We start from the raw sequence: 19039 nt of genomic DNA on the forward strand, positions 1-19039 counted from the left end.
GACCGACTGAAATATCACATGTGAATATCGGCCCGCGATCTGCTCCCCACCCGGGCGGCATCAAATCGGAACGGTGGGCGCGATCAGATCGGAATGGGGGGGCGGCATCGTCGGAATCCGCACTCTGCATCGACCAACCCACCACGCGGCGGGAATAGAGGTCGATCACGACAGCCAGATAGGCAAAGCCCTCCAGGGTGCGAAGTGGAGTAGGAAGCGCATCAGCGCTTCCCCTCCCCGAACCGTACGTGCACCTTTCAGCGCATACGGCTCTCCATTCAGCCTTGGCCCATGGCCATGGCGACATCATGATAGCGGGAGGTGACAGTGTTTCGGAGTTCGTCCCGGAAGATGTAGGGATTTCGCTCCGGATTCCGCCACCGGAACTGCAACTTCTGGCTCGTGACCAGTCGCCGCAGCGCCTTGCCTACGGCGTTGCCCTGATTGCTTCGTCCGTACAGCAGCCAAGTTTTCGATTGGCCGATGTCCGGCGCGCGGTACCATTTGCGCATCAGCGGTTTGATGCGGGACCGGTACTTCTGCGCCAACCAGTGCGCCATTTTCCAGAACACGACGGTGTCGATGCGCCGGAATGTGCGCGCCGTGAAGTCGGTGAACTTGTAGAACGCGGCCCAACCCGCCAACTGGCGGTTCAGGCTGTCAATCATGTCCACCGCGGCAACCTCATGATTGCCGGAGAGCGCCTCGACCAGTCGGTGAGCGAAGGTCTTGGCTTTCTCATTGGGTATCGTTGAGACCACGGACATGCGTCCGCTCGATCCCCGCCTGCGGATTATCCGGTGCCCGAGGAACACGAACCCGTCGTCAACGTGGGTGATATGGCTCTTGTCCATATTCAACGTCAGCTTCAGGTCGCCTTCCAGAAAGGCCCGGCACTCCTCACGGATGGCCTCGGCATGTGCCTTGGTGCCTTTGACGATGACGACGAAGTCATCGGCGTACCGGCAGTAGGCGACAGCAGGTTTCCATTGCCGGTTCTCGCGAACCGTAATGGGGCGCCCCTGCTGGATGCCGAAGTTCCATGCCCAGCGATCCTTACGCGCCTTGTCGCTCAGGTATTTTGCCTCCAGCCACGCATCAAACTCATGGAGCATGATGTTGGACAGGAGCGGCGACAACACGCCGCCTTGCGGAACACCCTCACTCGAGGCCACGAACAGGCCACGGTCTATGTGGCCTGCCTTCAGGAACCGCCAGAGCAGATCGACGAACCGATCATCCCGGATACGCCGCCGGACGCAGCGAACCAGAAGCCGGTGGTGGACCGTGTCGAAGTAGCTCGCCAGATCACCTTCGATGATCCAGCGGCCCCGCGTCCCGGCACCACAATCCTGCAACTGTATCTTCACGGTCCGGACAGCGTGATGCACGCTGCGTTCCGGCCGGAAGCCGTAAGAGAGGCGATGGAAGTCGCTCTCCCAGATCGGCTCCATGGCCATCAGCATCGCACGTTGGACGATGCGGTCTTTCAGGGTCGGGATACCCAGTGGACGTTTCTTGCCATTGGCTTTCGGGATATAGATTCGCCTGACCGGCTGCGGGACGTAATTCCCCGTCAGCAGGTCCGTTCGCAGGCTGGCCAGATGATCTGCCAGTCCGGCCTGCATCCGTTGCTTGTCCATTCTGTCGATGCCCGGTGTATTGGCGCCGCTAGACGCCAACACGATCCGGGCCGCCTCGGCAAGCCACGCCCTGTCGGCAATGAGCCGGAGAAGGCGATCGAACCGGCGGTTCGGATCACTCTCGGCCCATGTCGCGAGCTTGTGCTGCATTTCGCTGATTATCAAAGGTCTTCACCTCATTTGGTCAGGTAGTTTGCACTTCAAGCAGATTGAACTGTCCCCCTTCGCCATGTGACAGGCTTTCCCTGTCGCGGACTACTACGGGGACTCCGCCAGCATGGCGGACATCGGGGCCAACTCCCTTGGCATTCCATCATGCCTTCCCTCGTTCATATGCTGGACTTTAACGCGCTGGGGAGGTTGCCGGTCGCAGTCCTTGTCCTTGCGTCCCGCAAGTCGATGCCGATGCCATGGTCTGGCTGCGTTCTCTCCATGACTCCACGTGGACGGGCTACATTTCCGGCCACATTCGGATGTCGCCGACTTACGTCTCCGACGACATCATCAGCATTCCGCCTGTTAAGCCGTGTAGGCGAAGGCGACATTTCAGCCCTCGGATGCGGATTAACCGGTTCGTGTTCCTCAACCTTCTGCACTACAGCCTCGGGGACCATCTCGGCGTAGCGGCTTCGCCTCAATCCCCTTTACCTGCGGGCTACGTCACCCTGCCAGTTGACGGCAGGTCACCGCCGCTTGGGCTCATGCCCCCTCACAGCAGGGGGCAGGGCATTCGCTCAATTCCTCCTTTCTCCTTTGCATTCCAGACATATGCGCGCGAGGCGCACTGTAAGTGATGTCTGTCACCCATGCGCGGTCGGGCGCTGCTGCATCGAACTGGCGATCCAGCGTGTTGTCGACCACCAAGGAGGGCTTGCCGCCATAGCTGCCAGGCCGGCGTTTGTAGCCGACCTGAGCCCTGATGCCCGCCAGCCTGGTCAACCGGGCAACGCGGTTCGGGCAGCAGGTCTCGCCATGATCCAGCAGGTCATCGTGCAGCTTGCGGTAGCCATAAACCTTGCCGCTGTCGTTCCAGGCCTGTCGGATCAGCTCCGTCTGCCGAGCATCTTCCCGAGCCCGCTGGCTGAGCGGGCTCTTCTGCCAGGCATAGAAACCGCTGGGCTGGATGCGCAGGCACCGACACATCGTCCGAACCCTGAACTGGTTACGATGCTCGGCAACGAAGGCGTATCTCACTTTGCATCCCTGGCGAAATACGCGGTGGCTTTTTTTAAGATGTCGCGCTCCTCGGTCACCCGGGCCAACTCGCGCTTTAGCTGGCGGATCTCGGCATCCTTGCTGGCATCGCCCGACACTAACTTCGCCAACTGCCGCTTCCAGGCATACAGCGAGTGCTGACTGACCCCGAGCCGCTGCGAGACCTCGGCTACCGGATATCCGCGCTCGGTGATCTGGGCCACCGCATCACGCTTGAACTCATCACTGAAGTTGGGCTTCCCCATCGTCGCCTCCTGTCCTCAAAATTAGGATCGAAGGCGTCCAGAAATCTAGGGGCTACTCACAGGTAGCGAAGCCCCTGGGAGGTAAAGGCGGTCACAGACCCCGCCATTTCATCGGTGCTTTCGATGACGCTGAGGCACCCGAGCTCGGGTGTCATTTGCTCGGCCATCTCCTCGAGGATCTCGATGTTGACGCGGAGCCGGCGTGCCGCGTACACCCGCCCGCGCACAGGTCTCATAAGCTTGGCGAAGAAGCCCTCGACGGCATCCAGCCACGAACAGGATGTTGGCACGAAGTGGAAGGTCCACCGTGGATGCTGTGCCAGCCAGGCGCGGACCTTGGGCGGCTTGTGGGTCGCATAATTGTCGAGAATGACGTGGACGGTCTTGTCGGCAGGCAATTCGGCGTTGACGGCGTTGAGGGAGCGAATGAACACCTGATGCCGGTGCGCTGCATGTTGCGGCCGATCGCCGATCCATCGAGGATATTGAGCGCGGAGAACAGGGTGGTGGTGCCATTTCGCTCGTAGTCGTGAGTCATGGTCGCTCGGCGGCCACGCTTGAGCGGCAACCCCGGCTGCGTGCCATCGAGCGCCTGGATCTGGCTCTTTTCATCAACCGACAGCACGATCGAATGAGCTGGCGGCGAGACATAGAGCTCTACAACATCATGAAGCTTCTCGGCAAAGGCCTTGTCATTGGACAGCTTGAAACTGCGCCAGCGGTGGTGCGCGAGACCGTGATCGTGCCAGATTTTCACAACCGTAGACGTAGCGATGCCAACGGCCTTGGCCATGGCGCGCACCGGTACCCAGGCCCTGATCGCTCAGGAGAATGATCCACGCTCGCCAAAATTGTTTCTAGGGCAAACTGCGCGCAGCGACGATTGCCTCAAGTCCAACTCTGTCCGCGGCCGTGACGGAAATGCTGATGCGAGTACGCATCCCGCAGTGTCGCACGCCCTATAGCCGACGAGAAGCCCCAAACGGTCTCTTCCGATCCGATCAATCGACTAGGATCCCCAAATACCCCCGATGGAAGGTTCGATTCGTTTGCCGTTTCATGGGTTTGTCCGTAGAGCTGGACTGAGAACACGGCGAACGGAGTCATCGGCGCCAGGGCCTGGGCGCAGTTCAATGCGGTGAGGCGGCACGGCGCGGCCAGTTACGGCGTCCACTATCGCCAACTTTAACGGTCTGCCAGTTTTTCGATCTACCGTTTCCATCGGCGGGGCACCGCATCCGCTGGCATTCCAGTGGTCGCCCCATTCCTGCAACGCAAGGCAGACTGTCCAAAGGTCGCGACCCTTCTCGGTTAGGCGATAAGCTTCGCAAGAAGGTAACCCTTGGTAGCGTACGCGCTCCACTATGCCGCTGACGATCAGGCGTTCGAGCCTCGCACAAAGTGCCGGCGTCGAGACATCAGTGGTTGTCCACAAATATCCATGGTGGTCGGAAATTAGTGCCAAGTCGCGAATAATCAATAACGACCAGTGATTTCCAATTAACTCCAGAGCTCCCGAAATAGAGCAGGGAATTTCCAAAAATGATTTTGATTTCACTGTCAAGGTCCGCATTAGATGTTTGATCCTGAGATTTTATGGTGCGGGTCTGATGTGATAGGGTGCACTGTAGCGCGACAAACTGGATGAGGGTTCGTGTTGCCTCACGAAGGAATGTTCCCGAACGGCGGGACCGTTGCCTCACGTAATTGTTCCTTGCATTGACCCTCTCCCGGATTTGCCGCCGTCCATAATGAGAGGTCTGGCGCTTCATCGGCAGGCGTCATGAACCCCATGGATGTGTGAGGCCGGGTCTCGTTGAAGTCCGTCCGCCACGCCCCGATCTTGGTCCTGGCGTCGTCCAATGACAAGAACCAATGCGTGTTCAGGCACTCGTCGCGCAGGCGACCGTTGAAGGATTCCACGAACGCATTGTCGGTTGGCTTGCCCGGCCTGCTGAAGTCCAGCGTGACCCTGTTGATATAAGCCCAGTGGTCGAGCGCCCGGGAGATAAATTCGGTGCCATAGCACATTGGGAAGCTGCCCCTCGAAGGCAGCATTCGCCTTGATGAAGACAAGGGCGCGTAGCGCCCGCCGGCTTCATCAAGGCGGCCATGATCGGCCAGCAGGTCTCTAAAGTGAAGTTGTCGACTCAACGCTTTGGAGACTGACCGACCATGACCAAGCTCAGTTCTACTCCGGCCGATGCCGTGCTGGTAGCGATCGATATGTCTAAGCACCGTCAGGAAGTGCTGATCGAACGCCCAGAGGGCGGTCGACGTCGCCGGATGACAGTCATGGCCACCAAGGCTGATTACGACCGCCTCGCGGACGACCTGGTAGCCATCGGCAGACCTATCGTCGTTGGCTTTGAGGCCACCGGCAACTACCACCGTACGCTGGCGCACCGACTGCTAGCTGCCGGTTTCGAACTACGGCTGATTTCGTCGGTCGCCTTGGCCCGGACCCGGGAAGCTCTGCACAATGGCTGGGACAAGAACGATTCCAAGGACGCGCAGGTGATCCTGCACATGCTGCGGATCGGCGCCACCCAGCGCTATGTCGATCCTCTGGCTGCGGGCATCAACGACTTGCAGGAGATGTCGAAGACGCACGAGGCCATTTCCAAGGCGAAGACCCAGACCTGGCATCGGATCCTGACTCACTATCTGCCGCTGTATTTCCCGGAGATCGAGCGTTTCGCTGGCAACAGCAGGTCGGACTGGTTCCTGGCCTTGCTGGAGCGTTTTCCCACACCGGCCAGCATGACCGCCCTTGGGCAGGAAGGCTTCACGCGTGAAGCCTGGGCGCTGGTCGGCCGCAAGGTGTCAAAAGCCCGGCTGATCAATGATATCTACGAGACGGCCTCTGCATCCATGGCGCTGCCGGTTGACGAGGATTCCGTTGCGATCACCATGTTTTCGCATGGTGATCGCGCAGGCGCGTAGCCTGATCCGGCAACGCGACGAGATCGAGCGGACTGCGAACGCCGTGCTCAGCGAGAACCGCGATTACCAGCTCCTACGCATGATCCCCGGGATCGGACCGATCAACGCGCTGACGATCCTCGCTGAGGCTGGCGATCTGCGGCGCTTTAACCATCATCGCCAGTTTCTGAAGTTTTGCGGGCTCGACCTGGCCACCTGCCAGTCCGGCACATTCCGCGGGCGGACCAAGCTGTCAAAGTACGGTAACGCTCGGCTACGACGCACCTTCTGGATGGCGACCCAAGTTGCCATTCGCCAGCGCGACAACAGCTTTCGAGACAAGCTTGGACGCTATGTCGCCGGGCATGGCAACGACCCTGATCGCCGCCGGAAGGCGATGACCGCACTCACCGCCAAGATGGCGCGCGTTGCGCACGCCGTCATCAAGACGGGAGCCGAGTACCGTCCGTTCGTTGAACGGGCGGACACCAGATGGAAGGACCCCTCTCTGTGGAGCCGTGAGGGCGCAGCAGCGACCCTGTAGATAATGTTCGGGCCTTCCATCTGGCATCCGCATCTCATTTTAAGGACGGTGAGGACCACGACCTGCGCGGCCGCTGAATCCTGTGTTTGCTATGGCCGAGAGCGCATTCCTTGACGATGGAAGCCATCTGGATCACAAAGTCATCAGCGCCGATCACGTTCGGCGCAACGAGACCTGCTGGCCTTTTCCCGCCGCTGCTTCCCAACCTAGGACGTTGTCCACCCTGATTTTCGCTGGTGGCTTACCTCGCTCGAACAGCAGGCGATCCATCACGTCGACCACCTGCTCGCCTTTGATCCCCTGATCGACGTGGATCGCCAGACATTCCCGGGTGTAGGCATCTACAACCGTCAGGGCACGGAACCGTTTGCCGTTGAACAATGCATCGGACACGAAGTCCATTGCCCAGACGTCATTGGGACAGGACGGCAGTGGCCGCTCCACCCGACGGGCAGCCATGACGAGTACGAACCCGCTGGCGCGGGAATGGCGCTGGACCTGATGTTGTGAAAGTACCCGATTATAACACGCCTTGGTTGAGCCACGCGACCGGGAGGCAGACATTTTCGGCTCCTTCAACCGAGGAGTCGAACATGACCAATACCACTATGCCAGCGCCCGCCACCACGCTTCGGGAGCGGATGATCGAGGACATGAAGCTGCAGCGTCTTTGCCGGACGACGCAGCGCAACTATTTGCGCGATGTCGAGCGGTTCGCGATCTGGCTTGGACGGCCACCTGTAGCGCGACAAACTGGATGAGGATTGCGCGTCAATCAGGATGAGAATGTGATTGTCGCGGCGCGTCGATCAGTGCCTGTTTTGATTGTCGCTGGCAAGGTCGTCGTTCTCATCCTGATTGTCGCGGATGGTCTCGAGGACCTTTGACGTGGTGTAGGCGGCGGGGCGCCCGGCGCCGGTGCGCCTAGCCTGTGCGGTGCGCCGCCGGTAACTTTCGACGTTCATCTCGAAGATGGTGGCGTGGTGCACGAGCCTGTCGACGGCGGCGAGCGTCATGGCCGGATCCGGGAAGACCCTGTTCCATTCGCCGAAGGGCTGGTTGGCGGTGATCAGCAACGATCGTCGCTCGTAGCGAGCGCTGATCAGCTCGAAGAGCACTGACGTTTCGGCCTGATCGCGTGAGATGTAAGCAAAGTCGTCGAGCACGAGCAGGTGGTATTTGTCGAGCTTGGCCATGGCGGATTCGAGTGCGAGTTCGCGTCGGGCGACCTGCAGGCGTTGAACGAGGTCGGAGGTTCGAGTGAACAGAACCCTCCAGCCCCGTTCCGCCAGCGCAAGGCCGATAGCTGCGGCGAGATGGGTTTTGCCGCCGCCCGGCGGACCGAACAGGATGAGGTTGGCGCCTTGCTCGAGCCAGCCATCACCGGCGCACAAGGCCATGACCTGGGCCTTGGAGATCATCGGCACGGCATCGAAGGCGAAGCAGTCGAGGGTCTTGCCTGCGGGCAGATGGGCCTCTGCAAGATGGCGTTCGATCCGGCGGCGATCACGCTCGGCGAGTTCGTGTTCGGCGAGCGCGGCGAGGAACCTGCTGGCGGGCCACCCTTCCTTGTCCGCCTGGGCGGCGAAGTCCCCCCGGATGTGCTTGATGGTGGGCAAGCGCAGCTCGTTGAGCATGAGGCTGAGGCGCTGCGCATCGATCATGGGAGCTGCGCTCATGCGGCTTCTCCCTGTTCGATCAGTCCATCGTAGATCGACAGCGGCACCAGTTCGACCACGACTTCGGGCAGATCGGCAGGGTCCGGACTGAACCGGGCCCGCAAGGTTGTCAGGCATGGCGTTCGGCGCGCGGTCAGATCCTCGGTCAGGAGGCCGGCGAGTTCAGCCTCGCATGCGCGTTCGTGGGCCATGGCCAGAAGTTCGACGGTGGTGCGGCAGGCTTCCCGCTCGCCCCGAACCTCCAGCAAGTGGTCGAACATCAGGCGATAGGCATCTCGCGGGAACAGGCTGTCGCGATAAACCAACCCCAACAGCGCCATGGGCTTGCGGCGCAGGGAATGGATCACGTGGCGGTAATCGACAACGTGGCCGTGCTTCCCGTTCATGCCGGCGCGGCCGCGCGGCAGGGTCATGAGCCTCGTGCCCCCGATGAAGACGTCGAGGCGGTCATCATACAGGCGGACCCGCAAACGGTGCCCGATCAGGCGGGATGGGACAGTGTAGAATACCTTGCGCAGCGTGAAGCCGCCCGACGACGTGACCGTCACGAGGATCTCCTCGTAGTCGGTGGTGCGCACATCCGGCAGCGGCTGCAGGAACTTGCGGTCGGCATCGATCCCGGGGCCGTGCCGCCGGTTGCGCGCATTTACGACCTCGTCGATGAAGCGGCGATAGTCGGCAAGGTTGGCGAAGTCGGCGCTACCTCGCAGCAGCAGTGCATCCTTCACGGCAGCCTTGATATGGCCATGGCACTCTCGATCGCGCCGTTCTCGTGAGCAACGCCCCGGTTGTTCCGCGTGGGCTCCATTCCATAATGGGCACAGAGCGCATCATAGCGCCTGGTCAGATCGATCCGGGCATCGGCGTCCAGATTGCGGAAGGCGGCCGAGAGGCTGTCGGTGCGATGGAGCTTCGGCGCGCCGCCCGCAGACCAGAGCGCATTTTGCAGCCCTTCGGCCAAGGCAACGAAACTCTCGCCGCCCAGGATGACGTGCCCATGCTCGAAGCCACCGCACGGCAGTCGGAAGTGATAGAGCAGGTGATCCAGGGGTTGCCCGGCGATCGAAACGTCCAGATCGTCCATGCAGGTAAAATCGGACAGGCCGAGCCGTCCTGCTTCGTGCACTTGCCGGAAGATGACTTCGCGATCCTGCCCGTTCATGGCGCGCCAGTCGCGAATGCGCCTCTCCAGGGTTCGCCGGGAGCCGAACACCGTCTCGGGATATCGGCGCCGCAATTCCTCGAAGATCGCTATGGGCCGAAGGCCGGGAGCAGCCTCCAGCATCGGCACGACCACTTCATCGAAGATACCGGCAAGGGGATCAGGCCGGCGCCGGCTGCGCGGTGTTCGCCGCTGTGATGGCGGTCGGGTGTCCTGCAGAACCCGATAGGCCGTCGCCGAACTGAACCCGGCCTTCGCCGCCGCCAAAGCGACGGGGTCATTACGTCTGTTGGTCATAAAAAGTCTCACCTGATGATCGTTGATGTGTCGGCCGGCCACACGCCAGGTCCTCCTCCCCGGAAAACCCGATGCATAGCGGCCACCACGACCATCACAGGCACCCGGCAAAGAGTGCCTCCGGTGTGTCGGGACCGGCTACGGGCTACGCCCTCCGCCGATCCCGACACACCGGATTCTCATTTTGATTGTCGCGCTTTCTCACCCTGATCGTCGTTAGCGTCCGCGCTCGTGGTGTAATTTTCGGTGTAGATTGAGGCAATCACATGGGGTGGGGCATGCCCCACCCCATGTGATTTCGATCTCGGTGGCCACCGGGCTCATCGGTAGGGTGGAGTTACCACACTTCACACGCCCACCGAGGAGTTGATCCCGATGACCGACGACAGACTACCGCTTGCTGAGCTGATGGCGAAGACCGGAGATGGAGATTTCCTGCGCACGATCGCCGAGAGTGTATTGCAGATCATCATGGAGGCCGACGTCGACGGCCTGGTCGGTGCCGGCCGGCACGAGCGGTCCGGCGACCGCACGACATGGCGCAATGGCTACCGCGACCGCAGCCTCGATACCCGGCTCGGCACGCTCAACCTCAAGATCCCCAAGCTGCGGACCGGGGCCTACTTTCCCGGCTTTCTGGAACCGAGGAAGACCGTCGAGAAGGCACTGGTCGCGGTGATCCAGGAGGCGTGGATCGCCGGCGTCAGCACCCGGCGCGTCGATGAGCTGGTCCAGGCCATGGGCATGACCGGCATCTCAAAATCCTCGGTATCCAAGCTGTGCAAGGACATCGACGAGCGTGTCCACGCCTTCCTCAAGCGCCCGCTCGCCGGCGACTGGCCCTACCTCTGGCTCGATGCCACCTATCTCAAGGTACGCGAGAGCGGGCGGATCGTCAGTGTCGCCGCGATAATCGCCGTCGCCGTCAACACCGAGGGCAAGCGCGAGATCGTCGGCCTCCACATCGGCCCATCGGAGGCCGAGCCTTTCTGGTCGAGCTTCCTCAAGGACCTCGCCCGGCGCGGCCTGACCGGCGTGAAGCTGGTCATCTCGGATGCCCACGAAGGGCTCAAGGCAGCGATTACCCGCGTCATGGGCGCGACCTGGCAGCGCTGCCGTGTCCACTTCATGCGCAACGCCTTGGCCTATGTGCCCAAGGGCCAGAATACCGTCGTTGCCGCTGCGATCCGCCAGGTCTTTCTCCAGCCCGACCATGCTGCCGCCACGCAGGTCTGGCGCCAGGTTGCCGACCAGTTGCGCGCCCGATGGCCAAAGCTGCATGGACGATGCCGAGCATGACGTGCTGGCCTACATGACCTTCCCCGAGCAGCACCGGGTCAAGCTGCATTCCACGGATGAGATGGACAAGACCTGCACCGCAGAAATTTGCTATGGGGGAACTGCGCGGGCGACTCCGTGGCGAAGAGCGGAACATCGGCTGGAAGTTCCGTCAGGCCGCCTGTCATAGCCCTGCCGGTTTGGAGCGTCCGCGCACCTTTGGCCTGGTCTCCCACTGGGCAACGAATTGCTCATAGGCTTGCTCGGCGTGGCGAGCGATCTCCATTTCCTGATCGCGCAGCTTCTTGATGTTATAGGCATGGGCTGGGCCTGGCTGGTTACCCTTGCGCTGTGGCTTCCCAGCCTTGAGCTCCATCGCCCGCCGTTTGTTGGCGACCAGCGCTGGTCGCGCCCAACGATAGTCGGTCTGCTTGGTCAGCAGGTGCCAGCATAGAACCGTCAGCTTGCGCGCCAATGCGACCGCCGCCACCTGATGGCCGCGCTTGGCCCGGATGCGAACAAAGAAGGCATGCAGCGGCCCCGGCGTCTTGGCTGCTGCCCACGCCGCCTCGACCAGCATCGCCCTGGCATGGCTGCGCCCGACCTTACTGATCCTCCCATGATGGGCCGCCCCAAGCCCTGACTGGCGCACGCGCGGGTTGAGGCCAAAATAGCTGACCAGCTTCTGCGGGCTCGAGAAGCGGCTGATGTCGCCGATCGCCGCAACGATCCCCGCTGCCACGGTCAAGTTGATGCCCGTGATGGTCAGCAACCTGGCAATCGCATCGTCGTCCAACGCGTCGCCAGCGATCTCCTTGTCGAGCGCCGCCAAATCGTCGGTCAGCCGATCGAGCTCGCGAATGTGCCGTTCGATAGCGCCGCGCTCGTCTTCGGGCACCGGTTGGCACGCGAGCCATGCTCGGCCAACGCCGCTGAACAGATCGGCATGTGGACAGCGCGGGATGAGGTGCGCATGCAGGATCGCATGCACCGCGTTCTTGATCCGCGTGCGGTGGCGGGCAACCTGGAAGCGCCGCGCCGCCAATCGGCGCATGCGTTCGGTGGCAGCATCGGGCGTCCAGATCTCCGGCAGGTAACCGGCCGCATACAAGCTGGCCAGCGTGCCCGCATCGATCTTGTCGGTCTTCACATGCGCGTGGGCGATCGCCTTCACCTGAAGCGGGTTGGCGATCACCACCCGCGCCACAAACGGCGAAAGCACCCGCGACACGGCCATGCAGTTGCCTGTCGCCTCGATCACCACCTCATCGGTAGATCGAAGAGCCCTGCCGAACCCCTCCAGTGCCGTTCGGGTCATGTCGACCCGGCCGGCATGGCTGAGCCCACCTTCTTCCCAGATCATCACCTCGCCAAAGGTCCGGTGGATATCAATGCCAATGACGCGCCGCATAAACGCCTCCTGTCAGCCAAAGTGACGGGAGCGGCGGGCGACACGACAACTACGGATCCGCGCTCGCAGCGCAACCGGGTGAGTCGCAGAGGCGGCCAGCTACTAACTCGAGCTCTCAGCTCATCGAATACATCGGCCTGCCCGCACATTCGTGCTCCCGGTGCCTCTGTCCCGGATGGTCGCACCATATCCCGCAACCGGTGAGTCGCAGAAGGAACTTCGGCACCGCCATTCTCATACCAGTTACCAACCCGCTGGAACGCCTCAACAAGGAGGTGAAGCGCCGCGCCGATGTCGTCGGTATCTTCCCCAACGAGGACAGCATCATACGCCTCGTCGGCGCCGTCCTGCTCGAGCAGAACGACGAATACCAACTCCAGCACCGCTACATGCAGATCGAGGGCATGGCCGCCCTTACCACACCAACGATCGAGGAGGTTCAGCCCCTACAGATTACACCCAAGGCCGCCTGAAAATGCAGCCCGCTGGCCACACCCGATTTTACACCACATTGACGGACGCGACCTGATCGTCGCGCAACAGCCACCCGACAGGGCAACTAATGAAGATCTGCGCCGCTACCAGATCGAACAGTCGGAGATGGGGTTCGGCGCCCCGGCCATGAACATCGCGGTGTCGGCGCTAATGAGACCTGTGCGCGGGTGGATTTAGGGTGCTGAAGAGGCGTCATATTTTGACGCTTTCTCGAATCGGCGTTGGTTTGGCCAGTACGTCGGCATAGCAGTGCGAACGCTCAGGCCGCTGCCGTGAGAATATTCATTGTGCGCTTGAGGTTGTAGGCGATGGCGGTGAGATGGACCTGGACGGCGGCTTTGGCGAGACCTCGCCATCGCATTCGACGAAGGCCGTAGCAGTGCTTCCACGTACCGAAGATCTTCTCGATCCGGCCGCGCACGCGATGGATCGGCTGGTTCCATTCATGGAGCTTGCGCAGCGTTTCGGCTTCGTCGCGACCCCACATGCCGGTGGCGACGATCCGGGGTATGCCACCCTTGGCACGCACGGCATCGCGGAAGTGATTGCCGCGATAGGCGCTGTCAGCAAACACCTCGCCGGGATTTTCGGGCAATGCTTCAGGACCTGCCTTGCCATCGTTGATATTGGCAGATGTGACCGACAGTTCCTCGACCAATGCCGTATCGGCGTCGGCACCAACATGGGCCTTGAAACCGTGAACAGCCCGCTTGCCCTTGTGCTTTACCCAGCGCGCATCGTCATCGTCTTCACTGGCCGAGGCAATGATGGTGGCATCGACAAGCGTTCCGGTCTTGACCGTCACGGCCTTGGATTTGAGCTGCGCGGTCACCGTTTCAAACAGTGACCGATCAAGCTGGTGGGCAACCAGCAGCCGGCGAAATCTGACGAAGGCAGTGCGCTCGGGCGTCCTTCAGTCGCGGAAAACCCGCCGAAACGGCGAAAGGAGGTTCGATCGTCGAGCACTTCGGCCAGCTTTACGTCGGACAGGTCGTACCAGATCGACAGAAGCAGGGCTTTGAACATCGCCAGTGGCGGCCCAGGCGGGTTCGCCCTTGGCCGCCGGATAGAGCGGATCGAGAAGCGCCGCGACCGGGCTCCAATCGATCAGCGCGGTAAGGGCGTCGAGCGACGATGCAGACCGCATGCGCCCAGCAAAGTCGAACCGCTCCTGACCAATCGAACGATGCGCCACGCCCAGCCCTCCTCTTCGGAAAGCTCATAGAATCAACAATCAACGCCTACGTCTACATCCACCCGCGCACAGGTCTCATTACCACCGCGCGTTGGAGACCGCGTTGGCCGATTGGCCCTGTGTCAAACTCAATCCGGAACGTGCCCGGCGCTTCGCACAGGCCACCGGAACGCTGGCCAAGACCGATCGCATCGACGCCATGCTTTTGGCCCGTATGGCTGCAACCCTTCAGTCACCGGTCCGACCTGCCAGAAGCACGCAGCAGGTCCAGATGGCAGAACTCATTAACGTCCGGGACGGCCTTGTGCGCGATCGCACTGCGCTCAAAAACCGGGAGAAGAATCTCACCATCGCCCTGCTCAAGCGTCAATGCCGGCAACGGCTCGAACAGATCGACCGACGTATCGAGGCGCTCGACGCAGAAATCGCCAACCTGATCGCCGCCGATGCCGCGCTCGCCCACCGGCACCGGATCCTGACCAGCATCGCCGGAGTGGGAACGTTGACCGCCAACCAGCTTATCGCCAACATGCCCGAACTCGGTAGTCTCGAAAACAAACAGGCGGCAGCATAGGCCGGCCTTGCACCCGTGGCACGCCAGTATGGCCAATGGAAAGGCAAGAGCTTCATCCGCGGTGGTCGCGCCAACGTCCGACAGGCACTTTACATGCCAGCCTCGTTACCGCCGGAAAGCCCGCCAAAATCGCTGTCACCGCCGTCATGCGCAAGCTCGTCGTCATAGCGAACGCATTGCTCAAGGCTGATCGATGCTGGCAGAAATCTCCCGCTTGATCATCACGGGTACTCTAAAATCTACTTCTGCAAGCCACGGAGCCCATTGCAACGCGGCACCAACGAAAATACCAATGGCCTGTTTCGACAGTACTTCCCAAAGGCATGGATCTCAGTTCTCACTCGGCCAGCGAACTGAACGCCGTTTGACACCGCTGCCCCTCCAGCAAGGGGCAGCGGCTTTCATCGGAACTATGAACTAAGTTCAGAACGCTGCGCGCAGGCGAATGCCGTAGGTACGCGGAGCGCCCAAGTAGCCGCGAATGTCGCCGGTTTGCAGCGTGGAGTTAAACGCAGCCGTGAAGTAGGTCTCGTCGAACAGGTTCTGCACCCAGCCTTCCACGGTCAAGCCCGACTTCGGCAGCTTGAAGCCGAGGTTGGCGTTGACCAGGCTGACGGCTCCCTGCACTTCGGTGCCCGCCGTGTTCACGAACTGCTTGCCCGTGTACTGGTACTGCAAGCGCGCGGTCAAGTTGACATTCTCGGTGATCGGCGTGTCGACGTTGATCGTGGCGTTACCGGCAAACTTCGGTGCATAGCGGAAGCGCTGGCCGGAAAGCGCAGGATCGAGCAGCGGGTCCTTGCCATACTTGGCGTGCGGAACCCACGTGCCATCCAACGCCAGGGTGACGCCGTCGGTCAGCTCGAACAGGTTTTCGATTTCGAGACCATAATCCTTGGCCTTGGCCGTGTTCAGAACGGTGAACTGCAGGCCGAGGAACTGAGCGACCTGGAGATCGTGCAGGTCATAGTAGAACAGCGCGATGTTGGTGCGCGCGCGGCGGTTGAGATACTGGATCTTGGCGCCGACTTCGAACGCGTTCACCGTTTCCGGCTTGTACGTCGGGTTGGTCGGGGGCGACACGCCTGCGCCCCCGTTCAGAAGCGAGATCGCGATTTGCTGGCTCGGCGACAGGGTGCTGTAGAACGCGCCGTTGTTCAGCACGGTCCCTGCCGCATTAGCGTCGATGTTGACGCCGCCAGCCTTGAAGCCGCGGTTGTAGGTCGCATAGAGCATTACGTCGGAGACCGGGCGGTACTGGATGCCGAACGTGCCGGACAGCGACTTGTTGGTGATCTCGCGGTCATAGGCCGGGCTGGGCATGAGGCCCAAGAGCGTGAAGATCTCGGTCGCCGAGCCGTTGGGCGAGGTCCGATAGTAGGGATTGACGAACGAACCCTGCTTCTTCTCCACCGAGTAACGCAGACCGGCGATCACGTTGACCTTCTCACCCACCGCGAAATCGACGTGCGCGAAGCCGGCGTAGGAGCGGGCCTTGCCGCGCATCTTCTCGACGGCCCAGGTCCCGACCGGCGCGGAGATCGACACTGGATCAAGCCCCTGGCTCGCCAGATAGCCGTTGATGCCTGCAAGCGGCCCACCCAGCAGGGCGTCCCAATAGACCTGCGCCTGCGAAGCCCAGGGCAGAGTGCGTCCCATCTGCAGCTTTTCATCCGAGATGAAGCCACCCAGCACGAAATCGGCATTCAGCGCTTCGATCTTGCCGTTGTAGGTGAGTTCCTGCGAGAGGAAGCGGCTCTTGAAGTTCTCGTAGTAGCGGAACAGATCGGCGCCGGTGAAGTCCGGATCCATGTCGTTCTGGTTCACTTCGAACTTGCGATAGGCCGATACCGACTTGAGCGTGCCGCCGCCCAGCGCCAGTTCCATCTGCAGCGTGGCGCCATAGTCCTTGATGACCTGGTTCCCGTTGCCGTTCAGGGTCTGCTCCCAGGCCGAAGGATCGCGCGAAGAAACCACACCGCCATTGGCCGCGGTCAGCGGTTCGATCAGCAGGCCGGTCGTCGGCCCGACCGCGAATTCGCTGGTGGCATAGCAGCAGTTGCCCGAACCGCGCGAATAGTCACCGATCAGCCGAACCGAGAAGTCGGAGCTGGGCTCGAACAACAGTTGCGCCTTGACCGCCTGCGTGGCGTCGCCGTTCAGATCCTTGCCGGTGGTCGGGTTGGTGTAGAAGCCTTCCCGCGTGGAGGCGAGACCCGCGATGCGGAACGCCACGGTGTCAGACAACGGAACGTTGCCCGCCGCCTTGACCATAAGCGAGTTGTAGTTGCCGTAGGTCGCATCGAACAGGAATGCGGACTTGTCGGTCGAAGGCTTGGCCGAGGCCAACAGCAGCGCGCCGGCAGTGGTGTTCTTGCCAAATAGCGTGCCCTGCGGGCCGCGCAGGACCTGCAGGTTGTCGATGTCGAGGAAGTTCTGCAGCGCGGCAGCCGCACGGGTGCGGTAGACGCCGTCGATGAACACGCCGACCGAGCCTTCGAACGAACGGCTGTTTCCTGTGGTGCCAAGGCCGCGGATAATCACGTTGGCGGTCGACGAAGAGATGTTGGCGGTGCGGAACGTCACCGAAGGCGTGATCGCCTGGATGTTGCTGACGTTGTCGACGCGCGCCTGGGCGAGAGTGTCGGCCGTCGCCGCGGTGATCGCGATCGGCACGTTCTGGAGATTTTCCGAACGGCGCTGCGCGGTGACGACGATTTCCGCCAGGCCGCCGCTGTCATTCGAGTCCGCCTGCGCTTCCTGTGCGAAAGCGGGGGTCGCGATCATGGCCGCGAGGATTACGCCAGCGGTGCCGGCGCGCAAAATGCCCTTCATACTGCTCCCTTTCGAAAGACCGGCGCAGGACGCCGACCAATGCCATTTGCGCTACTCCTCGTGCCACGGGAGTCAGCGTCGGCCACGACTCTGCATCATGTGCACAATTAAGTATTGACATTATGCGCCAATATAGTGACCTATTGTGCCGTGAGCACGACCACCGCCGCACATGCGTCTTCGATGCAACAGTTCATCCGCTTTGCGCGGATATCTGGGATAGATCTCAACGCGATACTCGATCGCGACATGCTCGATCTGCTCGATGCCAGCCGCACGGCTGAGACGGTTCCTGCCCATGCCATGGTGGACATCATGCAGCTTTGCGCCATCGTCGCGCGCCGTCCGGACATAGGTGTTGCCTTCGCGATGTGGTGCAACCTGCGCGGCTACGGCCCCTTGAGCCTGCTGTGGGACCATTGCCCGACAGTGGAGGATTCGGTGCGGATCAGTGCCCGCTTCCTGCACCTCGAAAGCCAGGCCCTGGGCTCGCGCATGACCGAGGACGGCGACGAGATCGTCCTCCAGCAGTTCATCGCTATTCCTGCCCGCTTCGGTGGCAGCCAGTATCTGGAAGCGACGCTGACGCTGCAGATGCGCGTGATCCAGCTCATTCTAGGTGACGAGTGGCACCCCGTACGAATCGAATTCGATCACCCAGCGCCATCCAACCTTGATATCCACCGCAGCGTGTTTCGCTGCCCGATACGGTTCGGTGCAGATCGATCGGCGCTTGTACTGCACCGCGCTGACATGCGTCGCGTCTCGCCCAACGGCAATGCGCACCTCCTCTCCTTTCTGGAACGACAGCTCGAACAGGCAAGTCGCATTCGTCATCATGACGACGTCGTGACGCAAGTGGAACGGTTGGTGGCAGCCCAGCTTTCGACCCGGGGCGGTTCTCTCGAAGCGACGGCGGAAGCGCTGGCGACGAGCGCACGCGGATTGCAACGCCGCCTGGCAGAAAAGGGCCTGACTTTCAGCGCCGTTGTCGAACGAGTGCGCGTGCGAACTGCCGAAGAGTATTTCGCCAACGAGCGAAAGGCGAGCCTGACCGAACTGGCCCACAGGTTGGGCTATTCCGAAGCGAGCGCTGCCAGTCGCTTTCTCAAGAGGACAATGAAGACCGGCGCGAAAAAACTGACACGATATTCACGCGTGCGTGCCTTAGATAGTGGTGCGTCCTTAAGACGCCGTAATGGGCCGGCGTCTTAAGAGTAGCCATGTTGGGTCGCTGCCCCTCAAAATGATGGTGTTGGAAACGAGGTCCGAGCGATCGGCCTCAAGCATCATGAGAGCAACAATCACGGAGCGTTATGCAGGAATCGACGTCTCTCTGGAAGAGTGCAGCCTGTGCCTCGTCGATGCGACGGGAGAAATGATTCGCGAGGTGAGAGTCGTCAGCGAGCCAGAGACGTTAGAGCAAAATCCGATCAATTTGGTTCGTATCCTGCGGCGGTGAAGTAATTTGCACATTCGTTGGGTGTGAAGCGTGGCAGAGCGTCGCGGATCGCGTCCCATAGTTCTGTCACCGACCGGGC

The 19039-nt window shown here is 61.4% G+C and carries 10 protein-coding genes and 10 pseudogenes; 7 read left to right on the plus strand and 13 right to left on the minus strand.

Annotated elements, in window-relative coordinates:
• Window positions 1–278 precede the first annotated feature (278 nt).
• From ltrA to HHL27_RS21650, 5 genes and pseudogenes are all read right to left on the minus strand, one after another.
• The gene (ltrA, locus tag HHL27_RS21630) at window positions 279–1793 is read right to left on the minus strand and encodes a group II intron reverse transcriptase/maturase (RefSeq protein ID WP_169495451.1); all 1515 of its coding nucleotides are present in this window, start codon (window positions 1791–1793) and stop codon (window positions 279–281) included.
• Window positions 1794–2429: 636 nt separating this feature from the next.
• Window positions 2430–3103: pseudogene (locus HHL27_RS21635) on the minus strand (IS3 family transposase); the annotation flags it as partial.
• A gap of 230 nt (window positions 3104–3333) precedes the next feature.
• Window positions 3334–3905: pseudogene (locus tag HHL27_RS21640) on the minus strand (IS630 family transposase); the annotation flags it as partial.
• Window positions 3906–4160: 255 nt separating this feature from the next.
• On the minus strand, window positions 4161–4676 hold the full coding sequence (locus HHL27_RS23020) for a winged helix-turn-helix transcriptional regulator (RefSeq protein ID WP_169495452.1): 516 nt from the start codon (window positions 4674–4676) through the stop codon (window positions 4161–4163).
• Between the two features lie 89 nt (window positions 4677–4765).
• Window positions 4766–5125, minus strand: a pseudogene (locus HHL27_RS21650) (integrase core domain-containing protein); the annotation flags it as partial.
• A 153-nt stretch (window positions 5126–5278) separates the two neighbouring features.
• On the opposite strand from HHL27_RS21650, the pseudogene HHL27_RS21655 reads away from it, so the two are divergent.
• Window positions 5279–6576 (plus strand): annotated as a pseudogene (locus tag HHL27_RS21655) (IS110 family RNA-guided transposase).
• A gap of 209 nt (window positions 6577–6785) precedes the next feature.
• Here HHL27_RS21655 and HHL27_RS21660 read toward each other — a convergent pair.
• Window positions 6786–7034, minus strand: a pseudogene (locus HHL27_RS21660) (DDE-type integrase/transposase/recombinase); the annotation flags it as partial.
• Between the two features lie 131 nt (window positions 7035–7165).
• Here HHL27_RS21660 and HHL27_RS21665 point away from each other — a divergent pair.
• Window positions 7166–7333, plus strand: a complete 168-nt coding sequence (locus HHL27_RS21665) for a hypothetical protein (protein WP_206069782.1) — start codon at window positions 7166–7168, stop codon at window positions 7331–7333.
• A gap of 48 nt (window positions 7334–7381) precedes the next feature.
• Here HHL27_RS21665 and istB read toward each other — a convergent pair whose 3' ends face one another.
• Together istB and istA are read right to left on the minus strand one after the other, a co-directional pair.
• Window positions 7382–8251, minus strand: a complete 870-nt coding sequence (gene istB / locus HHL27_RS21670) for an IS21-like element helper ATPase IstB (RefSeq protein ID WP_169495453.1) — start codon at window positions 8249–8251, stop codon at window positions 7382–7384.
• A pseudogene (istA, locus tag HHL27_RS21675) lies at window positions 8248–9752 on the minus strand (IS21 family transposase). The gene istB and the pseudogene istA overlap by 4 nt, the downstream one beginning before the upstream one ends.
• 333 nt (window positions 9753–10085) lie before the next feature.
• On the opposite strand from istA, the pseudogene HHL27_RS21680 reads away from it, so the two are divergent.
• A pseudogene (locus HHL27_RS21680) lies at window positions 10086–11079 on the plus strand (IS256 family transposase); the annotation flags it as partial.
• A 93-nt stretch (window positions 11080–11172) separates the two neighbouring features.
• On the opposite strand, the gene HHL27_RS21685 reads toward HHL27_RS21680, so the two are convergent.
• On the minus strand, window positions 11173–12381 hold the full coding sequence (locus HHL27_RS21685) for an IS110 family RNA-guided transposase (RefSeq protein WP_169495456.1): 1209 nt from the start codon (window positions 12379–12381) through the stop codon (window positions 11173–11175).
• A 263-nt stretch (window positions 12382–12644) separates the two neighbouring features.
• Between HHL27_RS21685 and HHL27_RS21690 the strand changes: the two are divergent.
• A pseudogene (locus HHL27_RS21690) lies at window positions 12645–12872 on the plus strand (transposase); the annotation flags it as partial.
• 281 nt (window positions 12873–13153) lie between these two features.
• Here the strand turns inward: HHL27_RS21690 and HHL27_RS21695 are convergent.
• Window positions 13154–13789: pseudogene (locus HHL27_RS21695) on the minus strand (IS5 family transposase); the annotation flags it as partial.
• A complete protein-coding gene (locus HHL27_RS23025) occupies window positions 13723–13920 on the minus strand; it encodes a transposase (protein WP_206069784.1) in 198 nt (65 codons plus the stop codon). The gene HHL27_RS23025 and the pseudogene HHL27_RS21695, both read right to left, overlap by 67 nt.
• Window positions 13921–14192: 272 nt before the next feature.
• On the opposite strand from HHL27_RS23025, the gene HHL27_RS22300 reads away from it, so the two are divergent.
• Window positions 14193–14663 carry an IS110 family transposase gene (locus HHL27_RS22300; RefSeq protein ID WP_206069785.1) on the plus strand — a complete coding sequence of 157 codons (471 nt, stop codon included), beginning with the start codon at window positions 14193–14195 and terminating at the stop codon, window positions 14661–14663.
• Window positions 14664–14678: 15 nt separating this feature from the next.
• Window positions 14679–14831, plus strand: coding sequence for a hypothetical protein (locus tag HHL27_RS23030; RefSeq protein WP_420874094.1), 153 nt, complete (start codon window positions 14679–14681; stop codon window positions 14829–14831).
• A gap of 255 nt (window positions 14832–15086) precedes the next feature.
• Here HHL27_RS23030 and HHL27_RS21705 read toward each other — a convergent pair whose 3' ends face one another.
• Entirely contained in the window at window positions 15087–17498 is a 2412-nt protein-coding gene (locus HHL27_RS21705) for a TonB-dependent receptor (RefSeq protein WP_169495454.1), read from the minus strand.
• A 150-nt stretch (window positions 17499–17648) separates the two neighbouring features.
• Here HHL27_RS21705 and HHL27_RS21710 point away from each other — a divergent pair, with 150 nt between their 5' ends.
• Window positions 17649–18713, plus strand: a complete 1065-nt coding sequence (locus HHL27_RS21710; protein WP_338114986.1) for an AraC family transcriptional regulator — start codon at window positions 17649–17651, stop codon at window positions 18711–18713.
• 218 nt (window positions 18714–18931) lie between these two features.
• Here HHL27_RS21710 and HHL27_RS22645 read toward each other — a convergent pair.
• Window positions 18932–19039: pseudogene (locus tag HHL27_RS22645) on the minus strand (IS630 family transposase); the annotation flags it as partial.

The sequence above is a fragment of the Novosphingobium olei genome, assembly GCF_012927405.1.
Lineage (GTDB): Bacteria > Pseudomonadota > Alphaproteobacteria > Sphingomonadales > Sphingomonadaceae > Novosphingobium > Novosphingobium olei.